The organism is Streptomyces sp. NPDC020681, assembly GCF_044334895.1.
GTDB lineage: Bacteria > Actinomycetota > Actinomycetes > Streptomycetales > Streptomycetaceae > Streptomyces.
The window spans coordinates 67,194-90,284 of the sequence record NZ_JBIRTX010000009.1; the positions used below are offsets into that span (position 1 = coordinate 67,194).

General features: G+C 69.9%; 18 protein-coding genes and 2 tRNA genes. 11 read left to right on the plus strand and 9 right to left on the minus strand.

Annotated elements, in window-relative coordinates:
* Positions 1-30: 30 nt before the first annotated feature.
* Both ACH4YL_RS22335 and ACH4YL_RS22340 read right to left on the minus strand, forming a co-directional pair.
* Positions 31-756, minus strand: coding sequence for a decarboxylase (locus ACH4YL_RS22335; RefSeq protein WP_398509160.1), 726 nt, complete (start codon positions 754-756; stop codon positions 31-33).
* A complete protein-coding gene (locus ACH4YL_RS22340; RefSeq protein WP_398509161.1) occupies positions 753-1,577 on the minus strand; it encodes a decarboxylase in 825 nt (274 codons plus the stop codon). The genes ACH4YL_RS22335 and ACH4YL_RS22340 overlap by 4 nt, the downstream gene beginning before the upstream one ends.
* A 132-nt stretch (positions 1,578-1,709) precedes the next feature.
* Between ACH4YL_RS22340 and ACH4YL_RS22345 the strand changes: the two genes are divergently transcribed.
* The gene (locus ACH4YL_RS22345; protein ID WP_398509162.1) at positions 1,710-2,660 is read left to right on the plus strand and encodes a D-2-hydroxyacid dehydrogenase; all 951 of its coding nucleotides are present in this window, start codon (positions 1,710-1,712) and stop codon (positions 2,658-2,660) included.
* Positions 2,653-4,074 carry an amidase gene (locus ACH4YL_RS22350; protein WP_398509163.1) on the plus strand — a complete coding sequence of 474 codons (1,422 nt, stop codon included), beginning with the start codon at positions 2,653-2,655 and terminating at the stop codon, positions 4,072-4,074. The genes ACH4YL_RS22345 and ACH4YL_RS22350 overlap by 8 nt, the downstream gene beginning before the upstream one ends.
* 6 nt (positions 4,075-4,080) lie before the next feature.
* On the opposite strand, the gene ACH4YL_RS22355 is transcribed toward ACH4YL_RS22350, so the two are convergent.
* Complete coding sequence (locus tag ACH4YL_RS22355) at positions 4,081-4,602, minus strand: DUF3830 family protein (RefSeq protein ID WP_398509164.1); 522 nt, start codon at positions 4,600-4,602, stop codon at positions 4,081-4,083.
* 99 nt (positions 4,603-4,701) lie between these two features.
* On the opposite strand from ACH4YL_RS22355, the gene ehuB reads away from it, so the two are divergent.
* From ehuB to ACH4YL_RS22385, 6 genes are all read left to right on the plus strand, one after another.
* Positions 4,702-5,625 carry an ectoine/hydroxyectoine ABC transporter substrate-binding protein EhuB gene (gene ehuB / locus ACH4YL_RS22360; protein ID WP_398509165.1) on the plus strand — a complete coding sequence of 308 codons (924 nt, stop codon included), beginning with the start codon at positions 4,702-4,704 and terminating at the stop codon, positions 5,623-5,625.
* Complete coding sequence (gene ehuC, locus ACH4YL_RS22365) at positions 5,622-6,362, plus strand: ectoine/hydroxyectoine ABC transporter permease subunit EhuC (protein WP_398509166.1); 741 nt, start codon at positions 5,622-5,624, stop codon at positions 6,360-6,362. The genes ehuB and ehuC overlap by 4 nt, the downstream gene beginning before the upstream one ends.
* On the plus strand, positions 6,362-7,012 hold the full coding sequence (gene ehuD / locus ACH4YL_RS22370) for an ectoine/hydroxyectoine ABC transporter permease subunit EhuD (protein WP_398509167.1): 651 nt from the start codon (positions 6,362-6,364) through the stop codon (positions 7,010-7,012). The genes ehuC and ehuD overlap by 1 nt, the downstream gene beginning before the upstream one ends.
* Before the next feature lie 10 nt (positions 7,013-7,022).
* On the plus strand, positions 7,023-7,835 hold the full coding sequence (ehuA, locus tag ACH4YL_RS22375) for an ectoine/hydroxyectoine ABC transporter ATP-binding protein EhuA (RefSeq protein WP_398509361.1): 813 nt from the start codon (positions 7,023-7,025) through the stop codon (positions 7,833-7,835).
* 239 nt (positions 7,836-8,074) lie between these two features.
* Positions 8,075-8,833 (plus strand): IclR family transcriptional regulator, encoded by a 759-nt coding sequence (locus tag ACH4YL_RS22380; protein WP_398509168.1) that lies wholly within the window; start codon positions 8,075-8,077, stop codon positions 8,831-8,833.
* Between the two features lie 54 nt (positions 8,834-8,887).
* Positions 8,888-8,961: transfer RNA gene (locus ACH4YL_RS22385), tRNA-Lys, on the plus strand.
* Positions 8,962-9,025: 64 nt separating this feature from the next.
* On the opposite strand, the gene ACH4YL_RS22390 is transcribed toward ACH4YL_RS22385, so the two are convergent.
* The 5 genes from ACH4YL_RS22390 to ACH4YL_RS22410 all read right to left on the minus strand — a co-directional run bounded on the left by ACH4YL_RS22390 (position 9,026) and on the right by ACH4YL_RS22410 (position 17,379).
* Positions 9,026-12,157, minus strand: coding sequence for an amidohydrolase family protein (locus ACH4YL_RS22390; RefSeq protein ID WP_398509169.1), 3,132 nt, complete (start codon positions 12,155-12,157; stop codon positions 9,026-9,028).
* Between the two features lie 142 nt (positions 12,158-12,299).
* A complete protein-coding gene (locus ACH4YL_RS22395; protein WP_398509170.1) occupies positions 12,300-13,964 on the minus strand; it encodes an AMP-binding protein in 1,665 nt (554 codons plus the stop codon).
* Between the two features lie 40 nt (positions 13,965-14,004).
* On the minus strand, positions 14,005-14,592 hold the full coding sequence (locus ACH4YL_RS22400; protein ID WP_398509171.1) for a lytic polysaccharide monooxygenase: 588 nt from the start codon (positions 14,590-14,592) through the stop codon (positions 14,005-14,007).
* Between the two features lie 120 nt (positions 14,593-14,712).
* Positions 14,713-15,897 (minus strand): SPFH domain-containing protein, encoded by a 1,185-nt coding sequence (locus ACH4YL_RS22405; RefSeq protein ID WP_398509172.1) that lies wholly within the window; start codon positions 15,895-15,897, stop codon positions 14,713-14,715.
* A 75-nt stretch (positions 15,898-15,972) separates the two neighbouring features.
* Complete coding sequence (locus ACH4YL_RS22410; protein ID WP_398509173.1) at positions 15,973-17,379, minus strand: peptidoglycan-binding protein; 1,407 nt, start codon at positions 17,377-17,379, stop codon at positions 15,973-15,975.
* Positions 17,380-17,528: 149 nt separating this feature from the next.
* Between ACH4YL_RS22410 and ACH4YL_RS22415 the strand changes: the two genes are divergently transcribed.
* The 3 genes from ACH4YL_RS22415 (at position 17,529) to ACH4YL_RS22425 (ending at position 21,950) form a co-directional block, all read left to right on the plus strand.
* Positions 17,529-17,602: transfer RNA gene (locus tag ACH4YL_RS22415), tRNA-Lys, on the plus strand.
* Positions 17,603-18,051: 449 nt separating this feature from the next.
* The gene (locus ACH4YL_RS22420) at positions 18,052-19,998 is read left to right on the plus strand and encodes a glycosyltransferase family 2 protein (protein ID WP_398509174.1); all 1,947 of its coding nucleotides are present in this window, start codon (positions 18,052-18,054) and stop codon (positions 19,996-19,998) included.
* Positions 19,995-21,950, plus strand: a complete 1,956-nt coding sequence (locus ACH4YL_RS22425; RefSeq protein ID WP_398509175.1) for a galactose oxidase-like domain-containing protein — start codon at positions 19,995-19,997, stop codon at positions 21,948-21,950. Before ACH4YL_RS22420 ends, ACH4YL_RS22425 begins: the two co-directional genes overlap by 4 nt.
* A gap of 39 nt (positions 21,951-21,989) precedes the next feature.
* On the opposite strand, the gene ACH4YL_RS22430 is transcribed toward ACH4YL_RS22425, so the two are convergent.
* Entirely contained in the window at positions 21,990-22,982 is a 993-nt protein-coding gene (locus ACH4YL_RS22430) for a glycoside hydrolase family 6 protein (protein WP_398509176.1), read from the minus strand.
* Between the last annotated feature and the right edge of the window lie 109 nt (positions 22,983-23,091).

Consider the following 23,091-nt stretch of genomic DNA (forward strand, 5'->3'; position numbering starts at 1 on the left):
GGAGGGAGTCTCCGCTTTATTCCCGGGGCACTACTCCGGCTTCTGGAACAGCGTGCCGAGCTGCGGCCCGTACACCCAGGCCCGGCGCTGCGCCAGCCGCAGCCCTTCCCAGACCGTCACCTGGTTCGCCGTGAGCACCGGCTTGCCCACGGCCTCCTCGAGATCGGCGAGATACGCCGCCGTGTGCAGGGCCGTGTCCGGCAGCAGCACCACCTCGGCGTCCGGATGGTCCCCGGCGCGGGCCAGCTCCAGCACCTCGTCGCGGCCCCAGGTGCCTACTTCGGCGGCCGTGATGATGCCGCTCGCCCGGTCGGCGACCACTTCGGCGCCGGACGCCTTGAGGAAGGCGGTGAACAGCGCCGTGATGTCCTCCGGATAGGTCGCGGCGACCGCGACCCGTACCGCACCCAACGCCCGTACGGCGTGCGCGAAGCCGAACGACGTGCTCGACGCGGGCATCCCGGCGGCCCGGGCCAGCGAACGGATCTGCTCGTGCGCGCCCTCCCAGCCGTAGACGAAGCTGCCGCTGGTGCACGCCCACACCACCGACTCCGCACCTTCGAGCCGCAGCTCGTCCACGCGCGCCGCGAGCCGGTCGGCCGCGCCCATCCGCAGCAGCGCGTCGACGCGGTGTGCGTCCTCGCCGATGTCGGTGTGGAGGACGGAGAGCCGGATGTCGCTGTCGAGCAGCACCTCGAACCGTGGGTAGTCGTCCTCGGCCGAGTGCCCGGGGTAGAGGAGTCCGACCGTGGTCATGTCCAGCCTTCCTGTTCTTCGGGGGCGGCGGGCTGAGCGGGCTGTGCGGGCGGGGGGTCGGGGGCGGACGGCAGTTCGGGCTGCGCATCCGGCTGGAGCAGCAGCCCCTGATAGGGCCCGACGGCGTGCACGCCGATCCGGCGCAGCGCCGACCACATCGTCACCTGGTTCGCGGAGAGCACCGGCATCCTCAGTTCGGCCTCCAGCTGCGGGATCGCGTCGTAGGTCGGCAGATTGGTGCAGCTGATGAAGAGCGCGTCGGCCGCGCCCACCACCGCCTGCCGCGCCATGTCCACCACCGACCGGTACGGCACCTTCCAGATGTGCCGGGTCAGCCCGAGAAAAGCGCGGCCCGTGACGACTGCCCCGGCCTCGGCCAGATACTCCTCCAGGGACTCGGTCACCGACTCCGTGTAGGGCGTGACAAGGGCGATACGGCAGGCGCCCAGCTCGTCGAGTGCTTCGAGCAGGGCGCCCGACGTGGTCAGCGAGGGCACGTCGCCGGCCGCGGTCATCGCTTCGCACATGGCCCGCTCACCCGCGATCCCGCCGACGAAGCTGCCCGACGTGCAGGCGTAGGCGATGACCTCGGGCTCGGACACGGTCAGGGCCTGAACCGCCTCATGCAGCGTCTCGTGCTCGCTCACCAGGCGGGCGAGGTCCAGCGAGACCTCGACCGGCACATATGGCGTACGCGTCAGGCGCAGCGAGACGTCGTCGGGGACCCAGCGCCACAGCTCACGATCCAGCGCGAAATCGAACGGGGCGACGACGCCGACGCCGCGCTGCGGCTGCGGTCCGCCGAGGAAGGAGACATCCATCGCAGGCCCCCTTTGACGTGTTGTTGACGACGTTAGGTTCGGGTGCGAGCGTGGGTCAATCCGTACAAATGTCAGACTCCCCCGTTTGCCTTATGGCACGGGATGTGCCCCCGTCGAAACGGCTTCCACGTGATGTCTGAACCCACCCTTCTCGTGCTGTCGGCGGACCCTCCGCCGCGTCTGGGCAAGCTGACCGGACGGGTCCGCGTCGCCTATGCCGACGAGCGGTCACTGGCCTCCCGACTCAGCGACGCCGACGTGCTGTTGGTGTGGGACTTCACCTCCGACGCGGTACGGCTCGCCTGGCCCGGAGACGGTCCGCGGCCGCGCTGGGTGCATACGCCGAGCGCCGGAGTGGACCGGCTGCTCTGTCCGGAACTGGTCGAGTCCGACACCGTGGTCACCAACGCCCGCGGGGTCTTCGAGGAGCCGATCGCCGAGTACGTCGCCGGTCTGGTGCTCGCCATGGCCAAGGACCTGCCCGGCACGCTGGAACTGCAGCGGCAGCGCCGATGGCGGCACCGCGAGGGCCTGCGGGTGGCGGGCACCCGCGCGGCGGTCGTCGGGGCCGGTCCGATCGGCCGGGCCGTCGCCCGCACGCTGGAGGCGCTGGGCGTCACCGTGGCGGTCGTCGGCCGCACCGAGCGGCCGGGCATCCACGGCAGCGAGGAGCTCGATCCGCTGCTGGCCCGCGCCGACTGGGTGGTGTGCGCGGCGCCGCTCACCGATGCCACGCGCGGCATGTTCGACAAGCGGCGCTTCGGCCTGATGCAGCCGTCGGCCCGGTTCATCAATGTGGGCCGGGGCCAGCTGGTCGTGGAGGACGATCTGGTCGCCGCGCTGAAGGGCCGGTGGATCGCGGGCGCGGCCCTCGATGTCTTCGTCTCCGAGCCGCTGACGCCCGACAGCGCACTGTGGGACGTGCCCGGTCTGCTGATCTCGCCGCACATGAGCGGTGACACGGTCGGCTGGCGCGACCGGCTGGGTGAACAGTTTGTGGAGTTGTACGAGATGTGGGAGGCGGGAAAGCCGTTCCCGAACGTGGTCGACAAGAAACGTGGGTACGTGCCCATGCATGACTGAGCCGCTCACTGAGCTGACCGATCTGACCGCCCGTCAACTGCTGGCCGGATACGAGAAGGGAGACTTCTCGCCCGTCGACGCGACCCGCGCGGCGCTGGCCCGGATCGAGGACGTACAGCCCCTGGTCAACGCCTTCGTCCGGGTCGACGCCGAACAGGCGCTGGCCCAGGCCGAGGCATCCGCCGACCGGTGGCGGATCAAGGAGCCGCAGGGGCTGCTCGACGGGGTGCCGGTGACCGTGAAGGATCTGCTGCTGCAGCGCGGCGGGCCGACGTTGCGCGGCTCCAAAACCGTCCGCGAGGACGGCAGCTGGCACGAGGACGCGCCGTCGGTGGGCCGGCTGCGGGCACACGGCGCGGTCTTCCTCGGCAAGACGACGACCCCGGAGTTCGGCTGGAAGGGCGTCACCGACTCGCCCCGGTACGGCGCTACCGGCAATCCCTACGACCCGAGCCGCACCTCCGGCGGTTCCAGCGGCGGCAGCGCGGCGGCCGTGGCGTTCGGCGCGGGCCCGCTCTCGCTCGGCACGGACGGCGGCGGCTCGGTCCGCATCCCCGCCTCCTTCTGCGGGATCTTCGGGCTTAAGCCGACGTACGGCCGGGTGCCGGTCTATCCGTCCAGCCCCTTCGGGACGCTCTCGCATGTCGGCCCGATGACCCGCGACGCCGCCGACGCAGCCCTGCTGCTCGATGTGATCAGCGGCGAGGACTGGCGCGACTGGTCGCATCTGGGCCCGGCGGACGGAGTGCGCGGCACGCTGGCGGACGGCGTCAAGGGGCTGCGGATCGCCTACTCGCCGTCCTTCGGCGGGCAGGTCGCGGTGAGCCCGGCGGTCGCGGCCGCGGTACGCGGAGCGGTAGAGGCGCTGGCCGAGCTCGGCGCGTACATCGAGGAGTCCGACCCGGACATCTCCGACCCGGTGGAGGCCTTCCACACGCTGTGGTTCAGCGGCGCGGCCCGGCTGCTGCAGCCGCTGGGGGTGGCGCAGTTGCACCAACTGGACCGGGGGCTGCGGGAGATCGCGGACAGGGGCGCGCGGTACAGCGCGCTGGAGTATCTGGCGGCGGTGGACACCCGGATGGAGCTGGGCCGGCGCCTGGGCCGCTTCCACACCTCGTACGACCTGCTGGTCACGCCGACGCTGCCGATCACCGCGTTCGAGGGCGGCAAGGAGGTCCCGCTGCACTCGGGACACCGCCGCTGGACCGGGTGGACGCCCTTCACGTACCCCTTCAACATGACGCAGCAGCCCGCCGCGACCGTGCCGTGCGGCGTGGACGAGGACGGGCTGCCGATCGGGGTCCAGCTGATCGGCGCACGGCACGCGGACGCGCTGGTGCTGCGGGCCGCGCACGCGCTGTACGAGTCGGGTGCGGCGGCGATCCCGGCACCTCCCGCACCCGGCGGAAGCTGAGGTCCGCTACGCCCGGCGGAAGCTGAGGGTCTCGCCGAGCGCGCCGGCCCGCCACAGGTCCTGACAGGCCTCGGCCATCCGGTCGAGGCCGTCGACCACGGTGCCCCAGACGATGCCGGGCACCCAGCCCGTATCGCCGTTGAGCAGCAGATTGTTGCGCTCGTAGAAGAGGGCCAGATCCACCGTCACGGGCCGGGAGACATCGCGGTCGTATCCGTAGGCCGCCGTGCTCAACTCCGTACCGGCGAAGGTGAAATAGCACAGATCACCCGGGATCGGGGTGACGGTCGGGTTCTCCAGCGGCGGCTCCTGTTCGGCGAATGCGGGGAACAGGGCGTAGATCTCGTTGCGGGCGTATTTGGCGTGGTAGACGTCGCTGCCCAGCGGCAGCGCGTCCCAGACGGCCGCGCAGGTCAGTGGGGCCCTGTCGGTCAGCAGCCGGGCCGTGCAGTGGACGCCGCGCTTGTCGAGCGAGACCTGGACGAAGCGGTCGGGGTCGGTCGTCGGGTCGGTCGTCGGGTCGGTCATGCAAGCTCCTCGCTACGTGTCGGTGCAGTGCACCTACCCCCGTACCAGGGCCCCGGATTCATCCGCATACCCGCATGCGTTGCGGGTAGCCGCGCCCCCATGGCTCCACGACAGGGGAAGAAAAGACACAGCACAGGCCACGGGATAGCGCGGCGTTCGCTGCTCGCCGGGGCGGCGGCGCTGGGCGCCGCCGGCGCGGTCGGCGCGACGAGCGCCTGCAGCAGAGTGGCCACCGCCGACGCCGGGGACGGAGGTCATCTGCTGGAACAGCTGCGCGCGAAGAAGACGGTGCGGCTGGGCCTCGCGGGTGAACAGCCGTACAGCTATATCGGCAAGGACGGTGAGATGACCGGTTCCGCGCCCGCCATCGCGCGGCGGATCTTCAAGGAACTCGGGGTCGCCGACGTCCAGCCGTTCCCGACCGAGTTCGGCTCGCTGATCACCGGTCTGAACTCGCTGCAGTTCGACGTGGTCGCCGCCGGGATGTACATCAATCCGCCGCGCTGCGAACAGGTGATCTTCGCCGATCCCGAGTACCAGATGCTCGACGCCTTCATCGTGCCGAAGGGCAATCCGAAGAACCTGCGCAGCTACCGGGACATCGCCGAGGCCGGGGCGAAGATGGCGACCGGCGTCGGCTATGCGGAGATCGACTACGCCAAGGAGGCCGGGGTCAAGAGCATCACGACGCTCCCCGACCAGCTGGCGGGTCTGCTCGCGGTGGAACAGGGCCGGGTCGATGTCTTCGTCGGCACCGCCGTCACCGTGCGCAACGTGATCCAGGAGACCGAGTCCACCAAGGCCGAGGCGACCGCCGAGGTCACTCCGTACGTCGACGGAAAGCCGGTCATCGACGTGGGCGGCTTCGCGTTCCGCAGCCCGGAGACCAGTCTCCGCGACGCCTTCAACCGCGAGCTGCACAAGCTGAAGCGGAGCGGCGAACTGCTGGCCATCATGCGGCCCTTCGGCTTCTCGAAGGACCAGATGACCACCATCACCGCCAAGGAGAAGTGCAAGCCATGAGCGAAATCAGCACGGGTTTGTGGGAACTCCTCTTCAAAGGCGTGTGGATCACCGTCCAACTGACCGTCCTCAGCGCGGCGTTCGGCGCGGTCGTCGCCTTTGTCATCGGCCTGGCGCGCACGCACCGGCTGTGGATCGTGCGCTTCCTCGCCGGCGTCTACTTCGAGATCTTCCGCGGCACTTCGGCGCTGATCCTGATGTTCTGGATCTTCTTCGTGCTGCCGCTGGGCTTCGGCTGGCAGCTGGTGCCGATGTGGGCCGCCGTGCTGGCGCTGGGCCTCACCTACGGGGCGTACGGCTCCGAGGTGGTGCGCGGCGCGGTCAACGCCGTTGCGCCCGCGCAGCGCGAGGCGGGCATCGCACTGAGCTTCACCCCGGCGCAGCAGCTGCGGAAGATCATCCTGCCGCAGGCCTGGCCGGAGATGGTGCCGCCGTTCTGCAATCTGCTGATCGAGCTGCTCAAGGGCACGGCGCTGGTCTCCATCATGGGCGTCGCCGACATCGCGTTCGGCGCTTCGCTGGTACGCAACGCCACCGGCCAGAGCGCGCCCGTCTACACGGTCATCCTGGTGATGTACTTCGTGCTCGCCTTTGTGCTGACCCGCGGTATGCGCGCGCTGGAACGGAAGGCGAAGGCCGGCATCGGGCAGGCTCCGCCGCGCTCCTTCGGCATCGGCCGCAAGCTCGACCTGCCCCGCCAGAAGGACGTCTCGGTCGCCGCGGGAGGTGAGCGCTGATGGAGTGGGACTGGTCCGCAGTCGACAACTTCCTGCCGCGGTTCTGGGACGGCCTGCTGGTCACGCTCCAGGCGCTGGTGCTGGGGGCGCTGCTCGCCTTCGCGCTGGGTCTGGTGTGGGCGCTGGCGCAGCGTTCCAGCCTGGCCGTGATCCGCTGGCCGGTGGTGGTCGTCACCGAGTTCGTCCGCAACACACCGCTGCTGGTGCAGCTCTTCTTCCTCTACTACGTACTGCCGGAGTGGGGCATCACGCTCTCCGCGATGGTCACCGGCGTCGTCGGGCTCGGCCTGCACTACTCGACGTACACCGCCGAGGTCTACCGCGCCGGCATCGACGGCGTCCCGAAGGGCCAGTGGGAGGCGGCCGTCGCGCTGAGCCTGCCGCGCACGCGGACCTGGGGCGCCGTGATCCTGCCGCAGGCGATCCGCCGGGTCGCGCCCGCGCTCGGCAACTACGTCATCGCGATGCTGAAGGACACTCCGATGATCTTTGTCATCGGAGTGATGGAAATGCTCGGCGAGGCACGGCAGTTCGCGTCCGAGACCTTCCTGACGGTCGAGGCGTTCACGGTCGTCGGCATCGCCTTCATCCTCATCTCCTATCCGGCATCCCTTCTCATGCGAGCACTGGAGCGTCGCCTTGTCCGCTGACAGCAATCCCCTGAAGATCGCCGAGGCCGCCGAGGAAACGCCCGGCACCGCCACGGACCCCTACGAGCTGATCCGCTTCGAGAACGTCACCAAGCGCTTCGGCGACAACACCGTCCTGGACTCGCTGGACTTCAAGGTCCACCCGGGCAAGCATGTGACGCTGATCGGCCCGTCGGGATCCGGCAAGACCACGATCCTGCGACTGCTGATGACGCTGATCAAGCCGGACGAGGGCACGATCAAGGTCGACGGCGAATACCTCTGTCACGAGGAGCGCGACGGAAAGCTCGTGCCGGCCGGCGAGAAGCACATCCGCGAGGTGCGCAAGAACATCGGCATGGTGTTCCAGCAGTTCAATCTCTTCCCCAACATGAAGGTGCTGCGCAACATCACCGAGGCTCCCGTCCATGTGCTGGGCCTGTCCCAGGACGAGGCGGACGAGCGGGCGCGTGGGCTGCTGGATCTCGTCGGTCTCGGCGACCGCTGCGACGCGTATCCGAGCCAGCTCTCCGGCGGCCAGCAGCAGCGGGTGGCCATCGCCCGCGCGCTGGCGATGCGCCCGAAGGTGCTGCTGCTCGACGAGGTGACGTCGGCGCTCGACCCGGAGCTCGTGGCGGGAGTGCTGGACCTGCTCAGGGACATCGCGCACACCACGGACATCACGATGCTCTGCGTGACGCACGAGATGAATTTCGCCCGGGACATTTCCGACTGCGTGATGATGTTCGACCAGGGACGGGTCATCGAATTCGGCCACCCGGACAAAATCTTCGGCGAGCCCGAGCAGATCCGGACACGGGAGTTCCTCAGCGCGGTTCGGTAAAAACCGTGCGACGGCCGGGCAGGCCGGACGGGGTGTCCGGCCGGCCGGCCGCCGCGCGGAAATGCACCGCACAAAGGGCCCGAAAGGCACGCTCGTGACTTTGGCATATGACGGGTGGATGAGCCGCAGGATATGAGGCTGAGGCGCCTCATCATTTACGCCAACAGCCCACCCCGGAACGGCTCTTGGCCGCTATCGTGGTACGGAAGCTTGCGGTAACAACCTGCTAGGGGGAGACCGTGGCGCTGAAGCCCGAGCCGACCGCGCCGTTCCATTCGGTGCAGTACGTCTTGCGTGTCCTGGAGACGATCTCGAAGCACGGTGGCGGTGTCACCGATGTGCAGATCGGACGCGAGACGGGTCTTCCGACCGGCCATCTGGCCCCGATGCTGACAATGCTGCGCCGCGAGGGCTATGTGGAGCAGGTTGCGGACGGTGCCTATGTGATCGGCGACTCCCTCGTCCTCCTGGGCTCCGGGATCACCCGCCAGCAGGCGCTCGAGGCCAAGATCCAGGAGACGCTCGTCGAGCTGCGGGACGCCGTCGGCGCCGCGGTCTACATCAGCCGGTACATCGACGGCGAGGTCAAGATCACGCAGTACTCCGACGGTCCGCGCGCTCCCAAGGTCAACGAGTGGGTGGACTTCCGCTCGGCGGCGCATGCGAGCGCGGTCGGCAAGTGCCTGCTGACCCAGCTCGACCAGAACGGCCGACGCGACCATCTCTCCCGGCACCGGATCACGCGCCTCACCTCGCGGACGATCACCAGCGAGCAGCTGCTCTTCTCGAAGCTGGACAGCCAGCCGCCGACCGTCCCGGTCCTGGACCTCCAGGAGTACGCGGTGGGCACGGTCTGCGCGGCGGTCCCGCTGACGGCGGGATCGGCGGTCGGCTGTCTGGCGCTGTCCATGCCGGTCGAGCACGCCCACCGGCTGCGCTCGGCCGCGGACACGCTGAACCGCAAGGCGGCGCCGGTCGTCCTGTCACTGGCGATCTAGCCCGCGGCAGGTGTCCGGAGCACCCCCTCGGACCAGGTATTATTTTCGAGTCACGCGCCGCTAGCTCAGTTGGTTAGAGCAGCTGACTCTTAATCAGCGGGTCCGGGGTTCGAGTCCCTGGCGGCGCACAACTGATCATCTGGGGCTTCTCGGTTCGTCCGAGAAGCCCCGGATGTGTTTCCGGCCGCTGTGTCAGCCGCAGCAGCCGTCCCGGTGCATCAGCTCACTCGCCGCGGCCCACAGCGGTTCGTCGGCATCCGCCCGGACCCCCGACGGCCGGGTGTACACGTCCTCCAGCTTCCCGCGCTCATGCGTCCGGCCCGCGATCAGCACCCGGCTGATCCGGGTCAGCGCCTCGAAGTCGGCGAACGGGTCGCCGTCCACGATCGTCAGATCCGCCAGCTTTCCGGGCTCCACGGTGCCCAGGTCCTTGTCCGCGCCGAACGCCTTCGCCGCGTTCGCCGTCGCCGTCAGCAGCGCCTGGGACGGCGAGAAGCCGTGCGCCACCAGCGCCCGCAGGCCGAGGTGGAGATGGAGGCCGACCGGGGTCAGCGGAGTGTCCGTGCCGAGCGCGAGCAGGCCGCCGGCCGCGATCACCTTGCGGCAGGTGTCCAGCTCGCGGCGGAGCCACAGCCGCTCGATGTCGGTGGCGGGCTGCCCGGCCCTCTCCCGCAGTGCGAGCAGGTCCCACGGCGGCATCATCGCGGTCACGCGAGGGTCGTCGAGCAGCCCGGGGTTGTCCGAGAGGACGATGATCGCCGTGAACGGGGTCTCGATCAGATGGAAGCCGTGGGCGTAGTTGTCGATCGTGTCCCGGTGGGTGAATCCTTCGGCGGTCGCGCCGTGCCCGTACTCCGCGCGCTCCGTCGCTATCAGGTGCGTGGTGAGGTCCTGGCCGGTCTGGAATCCCTGCGAGCACAGATGCGAGCCGGAGCGGACACCGAGCAGCTCATGGCCGAAATCGGCCGCCTCCTTCATGAGCCGGGCCGGGGCCCGGACGTACGTCTTCACGAAGTCCCAGTCCAGCGCTGCCCCGCGGGCCAGCGAGCGCTGCAGGCCCTCGGAGGTGCGATGGGCGCGGGCCATGCTGTACGCGACACGGGAGCCGTCGAGCAGCTCGCCGGTGGTCAGCAGCCGCGGCCCGGCGAGGCGGCCCGCGGTGATGTCCTCGCGGAGCCTGGCCTGTTCGTAGGAGAAGCCCGCGAACGAGACGGTGGTGGTGATTCCGTACGCGAGGGACACCGCCGTCTGGCGTGCGCCATAGGTGTACTGCCAGGGGTGGGTGTGCGTGTCCCACAGGCCCGGCAGCACCGTCTGGTCCGAGGCGTCGACCGTCCGGACGGTCCGGCGGGACGCGCGGTGCGGCTCGACTCCGGCGATCCGGCCGTCCCGGATCAGCACGTCGACGTCCTCGCGCGGGGCCGAGCCGGTGCCGTCCCAGAGCCTGCCCGCGTGGACGACCGTGTCGACCGGCGTCTGGCGGCGGTAGGTGAGCGGCACGGGCACGGTGCGCGGGGTGCCGCCGGGCTCCAGCAGGCGCAGCCGGCCGTTCGAGAGATAGAGCAGCGTGCGCGAGTCCCCGGACCAGCTCGGGTGGTCGGCGGCCTCGTCGGTGATCCGGCGCGGTTCGCCGTCGGGCGAGCCGTCGGGGCGCACCGGGAGCAGCCAGAGCGCGGACTCGCTGACGCAGGCCAGGTGGCGGCCGTCGGGTGACCAGACGGGTCCGCTCGCGTACCGGTCGGAGAGGGAGACGTGCGGTGCGAGGAGATGGAGCGCGGAGGCTCCGGTCGTGGTGTCGATGACGCGGATGAGGTTGTAGCCCTCGCGGAAGCGGAGGTTGAGCCGGTTGCGGTCGCAGTAGGCGAGATACCGCCCGTCCGGCGACCAGCTCGGCCGGCCGGGCAGCCCGCCGCCGCCCAGTGGCGCGGCGAGCTTCTTCTCGGTGCCGGCCGCCAGGTCCCGTACGACGAGATTGCCCGCCATGTCGAGGCAGGCGAGGCGCTCGGCGTCCGGCGAGAGCGCGGCGTGGACCCGGCCGCCGGACGCCAGCACGGTGTCCTCACCGCTCGCCAGGTCGAGACGGCGGACGGTGTTCAGCCCGCCGTCGCGGTCGTCGACGTACACGATCGCCGTGCCGTCCGGGGTCCAGGAGGGGCCCTGGAGGTACGTCGTCGGGGCGGCCTGAAGCACCTTGCGGGGGCGGGTCCCGGGCGAAGTGTGGCTGATCCAGAGCGCGTTGAGGGAGACGAAGGCGACGGAACGGCCGTCCGGGGACAGCGCGGGCAGATGGATGCCCCGCACGGGACGGGCGCTTCGCGGCTCGAAGTCGTAGGACTTGACGCGGTAGCGCGGGCGCTCGACGGAGAGCGTCGCGCTGAAGGCGATCCGCTCGGCGGCGGTGCCGCGGTGCGGCCGTACGACCGTGAACTGCCCGCCGACGGTGAGCAGCAGCCGCTCGTCGTCCAGCCAGCGCGGCGGCGCGCCCGCGATCTCGCCGTCCACGGCGGCCGCTTTGCCGTCCACGACGAGCAGGACCTTCTCGTACCGCGTGTTGGACCCGACGGCCCGCAGCCAGGCGCGCCGGCCGGCGGGTGAGACGGCCGGGGTCAGCAGATTGCCCGGCTCGGTCTCGGTGTGCTCGACGAGGACCGGGCCGCTGCCGGAGGCGGGCACGGAAGCGAGCGTCCGCGCCCTGAGCGCGGTCCCGTCGTGCCCGGCCCGCACGAACAGCACGCGGGAGCCGTCCGGCGACCAGACCGGGTCGTAGTCCTCGAAGGGCGTGGCCGGGCTCTCCTGGCCGTCCAGACCGGTGAGTCGGTTGAGCCTGCCGGTGCGCACGTCGACGGTCCAGATGCGGTACGGGCTGCCTTTGACCGGGTCGCCGCCGCGCTCGGAGGAGAAGGCGATCCGGTTCCCGTCCGGCGACCAGGCCGGCCCGCGGTCGTCCCAGTTCCCGTCGGTCAGCTGCCGCAGCCCCGACCCGTCGACACCAAGGGTCCAGATGTGGAACTGCCCTCCCTTGAACGCGGCGACGGCGATCCGCCGTCCGTCCGGCGAGCAGACGGGGCGGCCGGGCTCCAGGTCGGGCGGGGTGAGGGACGTGGCCGGTGATCCGTCGGCCGGGACGGACCAGAGGATGTTCTGCACCTCGGCGACGAAACGGCCGCCGGAGGCGGGCGCGGCCGCGCCGTTGGTGGCGGCGGTGAGGTGGAGGTCCGCGGCCGGCGCCGTGCGCTGCGCCGCCGCGGCGGGGACGGCCGTGCCCACGGCTCCGGCCGCGAGGGCCGCCCCTGCGGCGGTCTGCAGAAACTGGCGACGATGCATCGGCGGCACGCTCGGCACGACGGGCTCCCTGGGTCTCGGAAACCTTCTGCCTTCCCGGGCGCGGGGGCGACCACTCGGCGGTTGCGCCAACTTGCCCTGAAACAACCGGGACGGGAGTGGTTACGGTGCCCGGGTGTGAGCCTCACCTGTCCAGCAGGGCCGTCCTCCCGCGGTCCGCGTACTCCGCCTCGAGAGCCGAGACGTCCTCGGTCCCCAGCACGCGATACCCCGCCGCATCCGCAGGACGCCACCACACATCGCCCCCGCAGCGGAAACCCTCCCTGCGCAGCCCGACCCGGTGAATCTTGTTCGTCGCCGTCACCGGGAGCCGGCTCAGCACCCGTACGAAACGAGGGGCCATCTTCGTACCCAGGTCCGGCTGCTCGGAGAGGAAGGACGCGAAGTCCGCCGCGTCGAAGGAGAGTCCGGGCCGCAGCGCCAGCGCCGCCATCACCTGGTCGCCCGCGACCGGGTCCGGGACCGCGTAGACCGCGACCGCCGCCGCCCGCTCCCAGCGCGAGAGGATGCTCTCGATCACCGCCGCCGCGAGGTTCTCGCTGTCCACCCGCAGCCGGTCGTCGGCGCGGCCCGCGAAGTACAGGAAGCCCTTCGTGTCACGGAAGAAGAGGTCGCCGGTCCAGTACCAGCCGCCCCTTGTACGGGCCGCGTCCGCCTCCGGGTGGCGCCAGTAGCCCTCGAAGGGGTTCGGGCCGCGGTTCACCAACTCTCCTATCGCGGCAGCGCCGTTGAGCAGCCGGCCGTCCGCGGACAGCTCGGCCGCCGCCCGCTCCTCCCCCGTCCGAGGGTCCACCACCGCCAGGTCGTCCGCCGCGGCCGCCCGGCCGATCGCGCCCGGCGGAGTGTCCGGGGTCCGCTGGATCGACGCGCCGCCCTCGGACGAGCCGTAGCCCTCCACCAGCCGCACTCCGAACCGCGCTTCGAAGCGGGCCGCGTCCACGGCGCCCGCCTCGGTGCCGAAGCCGAGCCGCAGCGAGTGCGAACGGTCGTCGTCCGCCTCAGGGGTGGCCAGCAGGTACTGGACCGCCCGGCCGACATACGTGAAGTACGTCGCGCCGAAGTGACGTACGTCGGGCAGGAAGCCCGAGGCGGAGAAGCGCGGCCGCAACGCGATGCCCGCCCCCGCCGCAAGCGCCGGCGCCCAGTCCGCGATCACCGCGTTCCCGTGGAACATCGGCATGCAGATGTAGTGGATGTCGTCCGCGCGCACGCCGAAGTGGTCGACGAGCGAAGCGCCCGCCGCCGCCAGCCGCCCCTGGCTGCAGATCGCCGCCTTGGGCGCGCCGGTCGACCCGGACGTGAAGTAGAGCAGCATCCGGCTGCCCGGACCGACCGGTCCGAGCGGGGACTCTCCGGGCACGGCGGATGCGTACGGGGCCAGCAGTTCGGCGTACGCGTCGGTGCCGGTCACCAGCACCCGTACCCCCGGCAGGCCGAGCCCGTCGAGGAGGGGAAGGTGGGCGCGCTCGGTGACCAGCACCCGGCAGTCGGTGTGCAGGATGTCGCGGGCCAGTTCGGGCCCGCGCCGCGTCGGGTTGATGCCCGCAACGGCGGCCCCGGCCAAGGCCGCCGCGCTGAGCCACAGGGGATACTCCGGGGTGTTGTCGAGCAGCACCCCGATGTGCGGCTCCGCCCCGCGCGGCACAAGGTCCGCGAGGAGCGCGGCCCGTGCGGCCGCGCCCGCGGCCACCTGGTGATGACTGAGAACCCGGCTCCGGTCTCTCAGCCCCACCCGGTGATCGCCCCACTGGCGCTGTACGAGCTCCGCGACAGTCTGTGTACCCGTCATGGCGCCGCACGGTAACTGACTACCTGTCAGAACTGAACGGTCAGAACTGAACGTCCGAGCAGGCGTAGAAGGCATTGCCGGTGTCGTGCACGGTCCATACGGCCAGGATCAGATGCCGGCCCGAGCGCGACGGGAGATTGCCCGAGTGCGAGAGGGTCTCCGGCGGCTGGTTGCCACCGTACGGAACGGTCAGGAACGGCTGCGAGTCGAGCGCGGCCCTGGTCAGCGGCTGGTTGGAGTTCCAGCCGTTCTTGGTGATGAAGTACTTGAAGTCGGTCGTCCGGTGCCGGGCCGTGAACCGCCACGAGAAGGTGTAGTTCTGACCCGACGAGACCTTGGTGGTGGGCCATGCTCCGCCGCGCGGATCATTGAGCTGCGCGAACTGGCCGAGCCCGCCCGCGCAGATCGTTCCGTCGGCGGGACCCGCGCCCGGGAACCCCTTGGGGCCCTCGACGCTCTGCGGTTCCCACTGGATGGGGCCGCAGTTGGTGACTGTTCCGTTGGCACAGAGCTTCTGGCGGCTGATGGGGGATTCGGTGTAGCCGTGGCTGCTGGCGCTGCCGGTGGCGAGCATGGTGCTGCCCGCCACGGCGAGGCCGACCAGGGCCGCACCTATCTTTTTGCGCATGCTTCGCTCCAGGAGAACGTGGGGGTGTTCTGTGAGCCGTGCTGCACGCGTGCGTTGGCGCATGTTCCGGTCTAGACCAAGTCCCAGAGTATTGACGGAACTTGAACATGTCCAGACCAATCACATACCCTCCACAGCCCCGGAGCGGCCCGCGTAGAACGCGATCGTGAGGTCCTTCACCAGAGCCTTGCGCTCGTAGTCGTCGAGCTCGATCAGACCGCGCGCGGTCAGCCGGCCGACCGTGTCGTCCACCGCGTCCACCACCGAAGTGAGCACGCTGTCCCGGTGCTTGGCGTCGATCGCCGCGATCCGCCGCCGCTGCATCGCGGCCGCCACCTCCGGCGCGTACTCGATCCCCGTCGGCTGCGCCGAGAAGATCTCGATCCCCACCGGCGCGCACTCCACCGCCAGCAGACGCGTCAGCGAGTTCCCGACGGCCTCCGCGTTGCGCAGCGTCGGCGCGTCCTCGTGGAAGGCATCGGCCGGCAGCTGGGAGAGCACCCGCGCCATCGCGGACTCGACCTGCTCGCTCAGATAGTCCTCGTGGTCCTCGACGCCGAACGCCGCCCGCACCGTGTCCTTGACGCGCCACACCACCAGCACGACCACTCGCAGGGCGGTGCCGTCCGCGTCGACCGCGGGCATCGGCTCGCTGCGCCAGTGCCGCAGCCGCACATCGACCCGGTGGCGCAGCAGCAGCGGGCTCATCCACACCAGTCCCGTACGCCGCACGGTTCCGCGGTACTCGCCGAAGAGGGTGAGCACCCACGCGTGCCCGACCTGTCCGCGGCCGAGGCCGCCGAGCGCGAAGAGCGCCAGCGTCACACCGAGCGCGACCACGCACCACAGGCCGAGACCGATGCCGTGGTACGGATACGAGGTCAGTCCCAGCAGCTTGGTCACCATGGCCGGAACGGCCCCGGCGCCCCACAGCACCGCGCCGATCCCGGCGAGCGCGCACGCCCCGGCGACCGCGCCGGTCCAGCCGGGCAGCACCGGCCCGGCCCGCTCGGTCAGCTCCGGGTCGGCGGGCGGCGCGGGCCGCACGGGAGTGACGGCAAGGGCCGGCCGCAGACCCGTCGGCCTGCGCCCGCCCGCCGCGATCCTCGGCTGCTCGCCGGTGCCCTGGCGGCGCGCCACCACGGCGGGGCGCAGCGCGATCGGCGGCGCGACGGGCTGCGACTCGTCGTCGCGGAAGAGGAGATGCACCGGGATCTCGGTGGTCGCCTCCTGGGCGATCACGGGAGTGTGCCGAGGCCCGTCGGACGGGACGCCGCCCTCCGGTTCCGAGGTCGTGGTGTTCATGGCTGCCACCTCTGTGTGTTCGTTCCGTACGGAGGGGAATCCGGGCTGTAGGGATGTCTGTTGGGGTCGGGCGGGTCAGGCGAAGAGGCGGCGCCAGGTCTCCGGTCCCGGATAGCCGTCCGCCGCCGCGCCGCGCCAGCCCTGCGCACGCTGGAAGGCCTGGACATTGCGCCGGTCCGCCTCGCTCCAGCGCGGCCCGGGGCCCGACCTGTAGTACTTGCCGAAGCCGCGCTTGACCAGCTGCTTGCCGAGCTGGGTCACAGACGCGCTGGACCTGCCCGGCCGGAAGACGCCGCGTCCCGGGTACCTGGGCGCCTTCACGCCCGCACTGCCCGGCCCCGTCGCACCTGTCGCACCTGTCGCACCCGTCGCACCCGTCGAGGCCGTCGGGGCCGTCGGGGCCGTCGGGGCCGTCGGGGCCGTCGCCGCGATGCTCCTGCCGCCACCGGTCACCAGCAGCCGCCAGGTCTCCGGCCCCGGCAGCCCGTCCGCCTCGGTGCCGCGCCAGCCCTGCGCGAGCTGGAACGCCTCGGTCGCCCGCCGGTCCGACTCGCCCCACTGGGGCCCCGGCCCCTTGTCGTAGAAGCGCTTGCCGCCGCGCGCGACGAGCTGCTCGCCGAGCCGGGTGACGTACCTGTTGTTCGCGCCGGGCCCGAAGGACTTCAGCCCCGGATACGCGTCGGCGGACGTCGTGCCGGGCGTGGTGGCGGGCGTGGTGGCGGTGACGGCTCCGCTGAGGCCCCGGTAGCGGTAGGCCACATAGCGGTCGGAGTTGTTCCAGTACGCCATGGGCGTGGCCTGCACACGGGCGTACGGCTTCGTCTGCTCGTACGCGACGTAATAGGTGTGCGTGTAGTCCGTCCAGCCGCCGAAGAGCGTGACGTGCGAGCCGCGCGTCGGATTGTCCGGGTTGTGGAAGAGCAGCATGTCCCCGGGCTGCAGCTCCTCGCGCGTGATCCTGGTGCCGTAGTCCGCGAGCGTTCCGGTCCACTCGTTGCCCGCGAGGTTCCACGCCATGGAGACATATCCGGAGCAGTCCTGGCGGTACCCGTCCGACCAGTACTTCTCCATGCTGTACGGGACCTTCGCGCCGACCCAGTTCTTGGCCCGGTTGATGATCTCGGCCCGGGTCGTCTTGCGGAGTGGGGCGGGAGTGCCGGCGGGCTTGCCGGAGGGCCCGGGCAGCGGCCTGCCGTGGAGTGCCTCACGCCCGCCCTGCTCAGTCCCGGGCTCCGGATCGGCGACGGATGCGCCGGCCCGGGCCATGCCGCGGGCCAGCCCCGGCGCGAGACCGGTCGCCGCCGCCGCCGCCGCGCCCGAACCGCCCAGCACCATGCCTGCCGCGGTGACCAGCACCAGCGCCCGGCGGCAGCCGTGGGCCGCCGGGTGCCCGCCGGCGGCCAGCGCCCTGCGCTGCTGGGCGCAGCCCGGGCAGTCGCAGTCCGCGGTGGGCTCGTACTCCTCGAACACCGGCACCGTCATCCGTGGCCCTCCGCACTCCTGAGGATCGTTTCTCAACGAAACGCATTTTGACGGATCAAAGGTAAAAAACGACCATCCGACAGGCCGGAAAGATCAGATAATGGTCAGAAGCACCATCGGCCGTCCGGTAAAGTTCTCCAGGTCAGCAGGCGCCGCTAGCTCAGTTGGTTAGAGCAGCTGACTCTTAATCAGCGGGTCCGGGGTTCGAGTCCCTGGCGGCGCACGCAGAGTCGAGGCCCCTTCACCACAGGTGAGGGGGCCTCGTCCGTATCGGCGATTTTTAGCCATCCGGGTTTGCCTGACGCTCTCCACAGAGCCTTTACAAATCGTGCATATGACCGGTTAACAGCCCGTTTCACTCTTGCGATCATGAGACGGGTCGTAGAACCTGTCCTTGCGCCAGTGTCCTCAATGGGGCGTCCGTTAAGCGTAGTTGAGGGTAGTTGGGGATAGGTGGAACGCATAGTTCCGTTGCGAGAGAGCAGGGTGGGGGCCCCGTTCACACGTCACACACGCAACGGGCATCATGCAACCGGCAGGTGTCTGTTTCGTGTCTGTGCAGACAGTGGCTTGCCACTCATGCGTCCAGGGCAGCAGGTCGAGGGGGACCGAAGTCAGGACGAACGACCGACCACATCACACGCAGCCAGCATGCGTGCGGGGGGATGACTCATGACGTCGACGCCGAACGGCGCCGGGGAGCCCAACGACCCGTCCCGGACGACACAGCTCCGGGTGCCTGCGCAGCTGCGCACCGGAGGCCACCGGTTCCGGCCCAGGAGAGCGCTGCCCCGGTACGACTACGAGCACTACAGCCGGCTTGCCGGCCCCCTCACCCAGCCCGACCCGACGAAGCCCTACAAGGTGCAGTACCGCTCGCTGCTCTCGCAGGAGCCGCACCGGATCCGGGCCGCCCTGCTGCTCTGCGCCGCGCCGCTGCTGTCGCTGGGCCTGTTCGCCTGGCTGATGCAGCCTCAGCACTGGACCGAGCGCGACCCGAACCTCAAGAACGACACGCTGCTCATCCTCGACATCGTCATGCTCGTCTCGATCGGTCTGATCGAGCTCTTCCGCACGATGAATGTGCTGTCGAACGCGCACGCCACGCTGGTGGCCCGCGACCCCGTGCCCGTGGTCCCCGAGTCCGGAACCAAGGTCGCCTTCCTCACCTCCTTCGTACCGGGCAAGGAGCCCCTGGAGATGGTGACGAAGACCCTGGAGGCCGCGGTGAAGATCCGGCACCGCGGGCTGATGCACGTCTGGCTGCTCGACGAGGGCGACGACCCGGCCGTCAAGGAGGTCTGCGCCCGGCTCGGCGTGCGGCACTTCTCGCGCAAGGGCGTCGCGCAGTGGAACCAGGCCAAGGGCCCGCACCGCGCCAAGACCAAGCACGGCAACTACAACGCCTGGCTCCAGGCGCACGGCGACAACTACGACTTCTTCGCCTCCGTCGACACCGACCACGTCCCGCTGCCCAACTACCTGGAGCGGATGCTCGGCTACTTCCGCGACCCCGACGTGGGATTTGTCATCGGCCCCCAGGTGTACGGCAACTACGACACCTTCGTCACCAAGGCAGCCGAGTCGCAGCAGTTCCTCTTCCACGCGCTGATCCAGCGGGCCGGCAACCGCTACGGCGCGCCGATGTTCGTCGGCACCTCCAACGCCGTGCGGATCAGCGCCATCAAGCAGATCGGCGGCCTGTACGACTCGATCACCGAGGACATGGCCACCGGCTTCGAGATGCACCGCGCGCGCAACCCCCGCTCGGGCAACAAGTGGCGCTCCGTCTACACCCCGGACGTGCTGGCCGTCGGCGAGGGCCCGACCGCCTGGACCGACTTCTTCACCCAGCAGCTGCGCTGGTCCCGGGGCACGTACGAGACGATCCTCAAGCAGTACTGGAAGGGCTTCTACTCGCTGCCTCCGGGCAAGCTCTTCAACTACACGATGATGATCATCTTCTACCCGATGTCCGCCCTCAACTGGATCCTCGCGGCGCTCAGTTGCGCGCTGTTCCTGGGCATGGGCGCCTCGGGTGTGCAGATCGACCCGGCGATCTGGATGATGCTGTACGGCAACGCCTCGGCGCTCCAGATCGGCCTCTACATCTGGAACCGCCGCCACAATGTCTCGCCGCACGAGCCCGAGGGCTCCGGCGGACTGGCCGGCATGGTGATGTCCGCGCTCTCCGCACCGATCTACGCACGCTCGCTGATGGACGCCGCACTGCGCCGCAAGAGCAAGTTCGTGGTGACTCCCAAGGGAGACTCGTCCAGCCCGGACACCCTCTTCGGCACCTTCCGGATCCACCTCTTCTTCATCCTCGTCTTCGGCGGATCGCTGGGCTCGTCCTTCTACTTCGGGCACAACCACCCGGCGATGATCGTCTGGGCCTCGCTGGCCCTGCTGATCACCGCGGCGCCCATCTTCGCCTGGCGGCACGGGATGCGCGCCGAGAAGAAGGCAGCCAAGGGGAACGGCAAGCGGCGCCGCGACGGCGGGGAGCCGCCCGCCGAGTACTCCGCGGGCCAGGTACCGCAGCAGCGGCCGGGGTCCGCCGCCGAACAGACCGCCGAACAGACCATGCAGATCGCCCTTGGGGGACGTAAGAAATGAGCACGCTGCCCGTCCGGCCGAACCACCGGAAGAACCGCGCCCGTCGCATAGCGATCGGCGCGGCGGTGGTCGTCACGGTGGCCGGGTTCAACGGGCCGGCGCTGTGGCGCTTCGGCTCGGAGAAGTACCACGACTACACGATCAACAAGCCGGAGTACAAAGCGGAGAACGGCCACTGGGACTATCTCGACGTCCCGGCGGAGTACCGCATCAACGCCATTCACGCCGCGTTGCTGCACACCGGCAAGGTGCTGCTGATCGCCGGTTCCGGCAACAACCAGAAGAACTTCGACGCGAAGAAGTTCGAGTCCGTGCTGTGGGATCCGAAGACGGGCGACTTCAAGAAGATCGCCACGCCCAAGGACATGTTCTGCGCCGGGCACACCCAACTGCCCGACGGAAAGCTGCTGATCGCCGGCGGCACCAAGCGGTACGAGAAGCTCAAGGGCGATGTCACCAAGGCCGGCGGCCTGATGATCGTGCACAACGAGGACCCGGACGAGCCCAAGACCCTGCCCGCGGGAACCAAGTTCACCGGCAAGGAGAACGGCAAGACCTTCGTCTCCAAGGACCCGGTCCTGGTGGAGAAGGCGAAGAAGGTCTTCGACCCGGCGACGGGGAAGTTCCTGCGGACCGAGGCGGGCCTCGGCCGGATCTACGTCGAGGCCGAGGCGTCCGGCAAGGCGCACGAGACCGGCACCGAGGACAACTACCGGGTGCAGGGCCTCACCGGCTCCGACGCCCGCAACGTCTACGGCATCGCGCAGAAGCTCGCGCTCGACAAGAAGGACTTCCAGGGCATCAAGGAGGCCTACGAGTTCGATCCGGTGGCGGAGAAGTACATAACCGTCGACCCGATGAACGAGGCCCGCTGGTACCCGACGCTCACCACGCTCAAGGACGGCAAGGTCCTCTCGCTCTCCGGTCTCGACGAGATCGGGCAGATCGTGCCCGGCAAGGACGAGATCTACAACCCGAAGACCAAGACGTGGAAGTACACCGGAATCATCCGGAAGTTCCCGACCTATCCGGCGATCTTCCTGATGGACAACGGCAAGCTCTTCTACTCCGGCTCGAACGCCGGGTACGGGCCCGCCAATGTCGGCCGTGAGCCGGGCGTCTGGGATCTGAAGACCAACAAGTTCGACAAGATCCCCGGGCTCAGCGACCCCGACCAGATGGAGACGTCCGCGACGGTGATGCTGCCGCCCGCCCAGGACCAGCGGTTCATGGTGATCGGCGGCGGCGGGGTCGGCGAGTCCGAGAAGGCCAGCGAGAAGTCCCGTCTCGTGGACCTCAAGGAGGACGAGCCCCGCTTCAAGGACGGCGCCGCACTGGAGAAGGGCACGCGCTATCCGAGCGCCTCACTGCTGCCGGACGACTCCATCCTGGTCACCGGCGGTTCGTCGGACTACCGGGGCCGGGGCGGCTCCAATGTCCTCCAGGCGCGTACGTACGACCCGAAGACCGGCACGTACAAGCGGGTCGCGGACCCTCAGGTCGGGCGGAACTACCACTCGGGCTCGCTGCTGCTGCCGGACGGCCGGGTCATGATCTTCGGCTCGGACTCGCTGTTCTCGGACAAGGCCAACACCAGGCCGGGCGTCTTCGAGCAGCGCATCGAGATCTACACGCCGCCGTATCTGTACCGGGACTCCAAGCCGCAGGTGACCGACGGGCCGAAGTCGATCGAGCGGGGCGACAGCGGCACGTTCAAGGTGAAGACGGGCGGCGGCCCGGTGAAGACGGCGAAGCTGATCCGGCCGAGCGCGGTCACGCATGTCACCGACACGGACCAGCGCACGATCGCGCTGGACGTCACGAAGACGGCGGACGGCATCGAGGTCACGGTGCCGGAGAACCGGGCGCTGGTGCCGTCGGGCTGGTACATGCTCTTTGTCACGGACGACAAGGGGACGCCGTCCGAAGGCGTGTGGGTCGAGGTCCCGTAGCGGTCGCCTCGGGGCACCCCGGCAGGGGTGCCCCGCGCGCTACTTGGTGTTGCCTGCGAGGCCCAGTGCGTACTCCGGCCACCACTGGCCGGCCTGCGGGCCCCCGCGGCACTGGCCGTCCGACTCCCCCGGCCGCTTGACCCACAGATACGCGTCGACCAGCGGATCGCCCGTCTTCGTCGTCGGCTCCTCGCCGAGCGCCCTGCCCGGTGGATTGCACCAGGTGTCCTGGCCCTCGGTGTAGGGGCCGTTGCCGTTGCGGCTGGTGTCGACGACGAAGTGCTTGCCGCCGACCTTCTCCGAGAGCTTCTTGCCGAAGTCCTTGCTCGCGGCGGTCGGATAGAAGTTGGAGACATTGACGGAGAAGCCGTCCGCCAGGTCGACGCCGGCCCGCTTGAGCGGGTCGAAGAGCGCGTCCGGCTGCGACCAGCCCGCGTTGCCGGCGTCCAGGTACACCTTGGTGTTCGGCTGCTGCTTCAGCCGCTCGACCGCACCCTTGAGAAGGTCGAACCGCTCCTCGTGGAACTCCTGCGGCGTGCAGCTGTCCACCAGATGCAAAATCGCGTCCGGCTCCAGGATCACCGTCGCCCGGCGCTCGCCGATGCCCTTGGCGACCTTGTCGACCCAGCCGCGATACGCGTCGCCGTCGGCCGCGCCGCCCTTGGAGAACTGCCCGCAGTCGCGGTGCGGGATGTTGTAGAGCACCAGCAGCGCGTCCCGGTCGGCCTTGGCGGCCGCCTCGGTGAAGCCCTTGGCCTCGTCCTCCGGATTGTCCGGGCCGATCCACTCGCCGACGGGCTGCGCGGCGATCTTCCGGATCAGCTCGGCGTTCTTGTCGTCGCCGTCCTTCTGGTACTCGGCGACCTGCCGGGCCGCGTTGCCGTCGGGATTGACCCAGTACGGGTCGATCTCCTTGGGCTGCTGGCTCACGGCCGGTGTCTTGTTCTTGTCCTCGCCGTCGCCGGAACATCCTGCGAGCAGCAGCGCCGCGACCACGCCAAAACCGGCACGCCCGACCCAACTCCCGTACATCCACTCCCCCTTGGGCGTACTACTCCGTGCTGATCCGTGGCCGTTCCTGAGCGTCCCCTCCCGGACAAGACCGGTCGAATCCATCCTGGCACACCCCGGCGACTTCGGG

Coding starts and splice junctions, on each gene's coding strand:
- ACH4YL_RS22335 (WP_398509160.1), bottom strand. CDS start 756: ATGACCACGGTCGGACTCCTCTACCCCGGGCACTCGGCCGAGGACGAC.
- ACH4YL_RS22340 (WP_398509161.1), bottom strand. CDS start 1,577: ATGGATGTCTCCTTCCTCGGCGGACCGCAGCCGCAGCGCGGCGTCGGC.
- ACH4YL_RS22345 (WP_398509162.1), top strand. CDS start 1,710: ATGTCTGAACCCACCCTTCTCGTGCTGTCGGCGGACCCTCCGCCGCGT.
- ACH4YL_RS22350 (WP_398509163.1), top strand. CDS start 2,653: ATGACTGAGCCGCTCACTGAGCTGACCGATCTGACCGCCCGTCAACTG.
- ACH4YL_RS22355 (WP_398509164.1), bottom strand. CDS start 4,602: ATGACCGACCCGACGACCGACCCGACGACCGACCCCGACCGCTTCGTC.
- ehuB (WP_398509165.1), top strand. CDS start 4,702: ATGGCTCCACGACAGGGGAAGAAAAGACACAGCACAGGCCACGGGATA.
- ehuC (WP_398509166.1), top strand. CDS start 5,622: ATGAGCGAAATCAGCACGGGTTTGTGGGAACTCCTCTTCAAAGGCGTG.
- ehuD (WP_398509167.1), top strand. CDS start 6,362: ATGGAGTGGGACTGGTCCGCAGTCGACAACTTCCTGCCGCGGTTCTGG.
- ACH4YL_RS22390 (WP_398509169.1), bottom strand. CDS start 12,157: ATGCATCGTCGCCAGTTTCTGCAGACCGCCGCAGGGGCGGCCCTCGCG.
- ACH4YL_RS22395 (WP_398509170.1), bottom strand. CDS start 13,964: ATGACGGGTACACAGACTGTCGCGGAGCTCGTACAGCGCCAGTGGGGC.
- ACH4YL_RS22400 (WP_398509171.1), bottom strand. CDS start 14,592: ATGCGCAAAAAGATAGGTGCGGCCCTGGTCGGCCTCGCCGTGGCGGGC.
- ACH4YL_RS22405 (WP_398509172.1), bottom strand. CDS start 15,897: ATGAACACCACGACCTCGGAACCGGAGGGCGGCGTCCCGTCCGACGGG.
- ACH4YL_RS22410 (WP_398509173.1), bottom strand. CDS start 17,379: ATGACGGTGCCGGTGTTCGAGGAGTACGAGCCCACCGCGGACTGCGAC.
- ACH4YL_RS22420 (WP_398509174.1), top strand. CDS start 18,052: ATGACGTCGACGCCGAACGGCGCCGGGGAGCCCAACGACCCGTCCCGG.
- ACH4YL_RS22425 (WP_398509175.1), top strand. CDS start 19,995: ATGAGCACGCTGCCCGTCCGGCCGAACCACCGGAAGAACCGCGCCCGT.
- ACH4YL_RS22430 (WP_398509176.1), bottom strand. CDS start 22,982: ATGTACGGGAGTTGGGTCGGGCGTGCCGGTTTTGGCGTGGTCGCGGCG.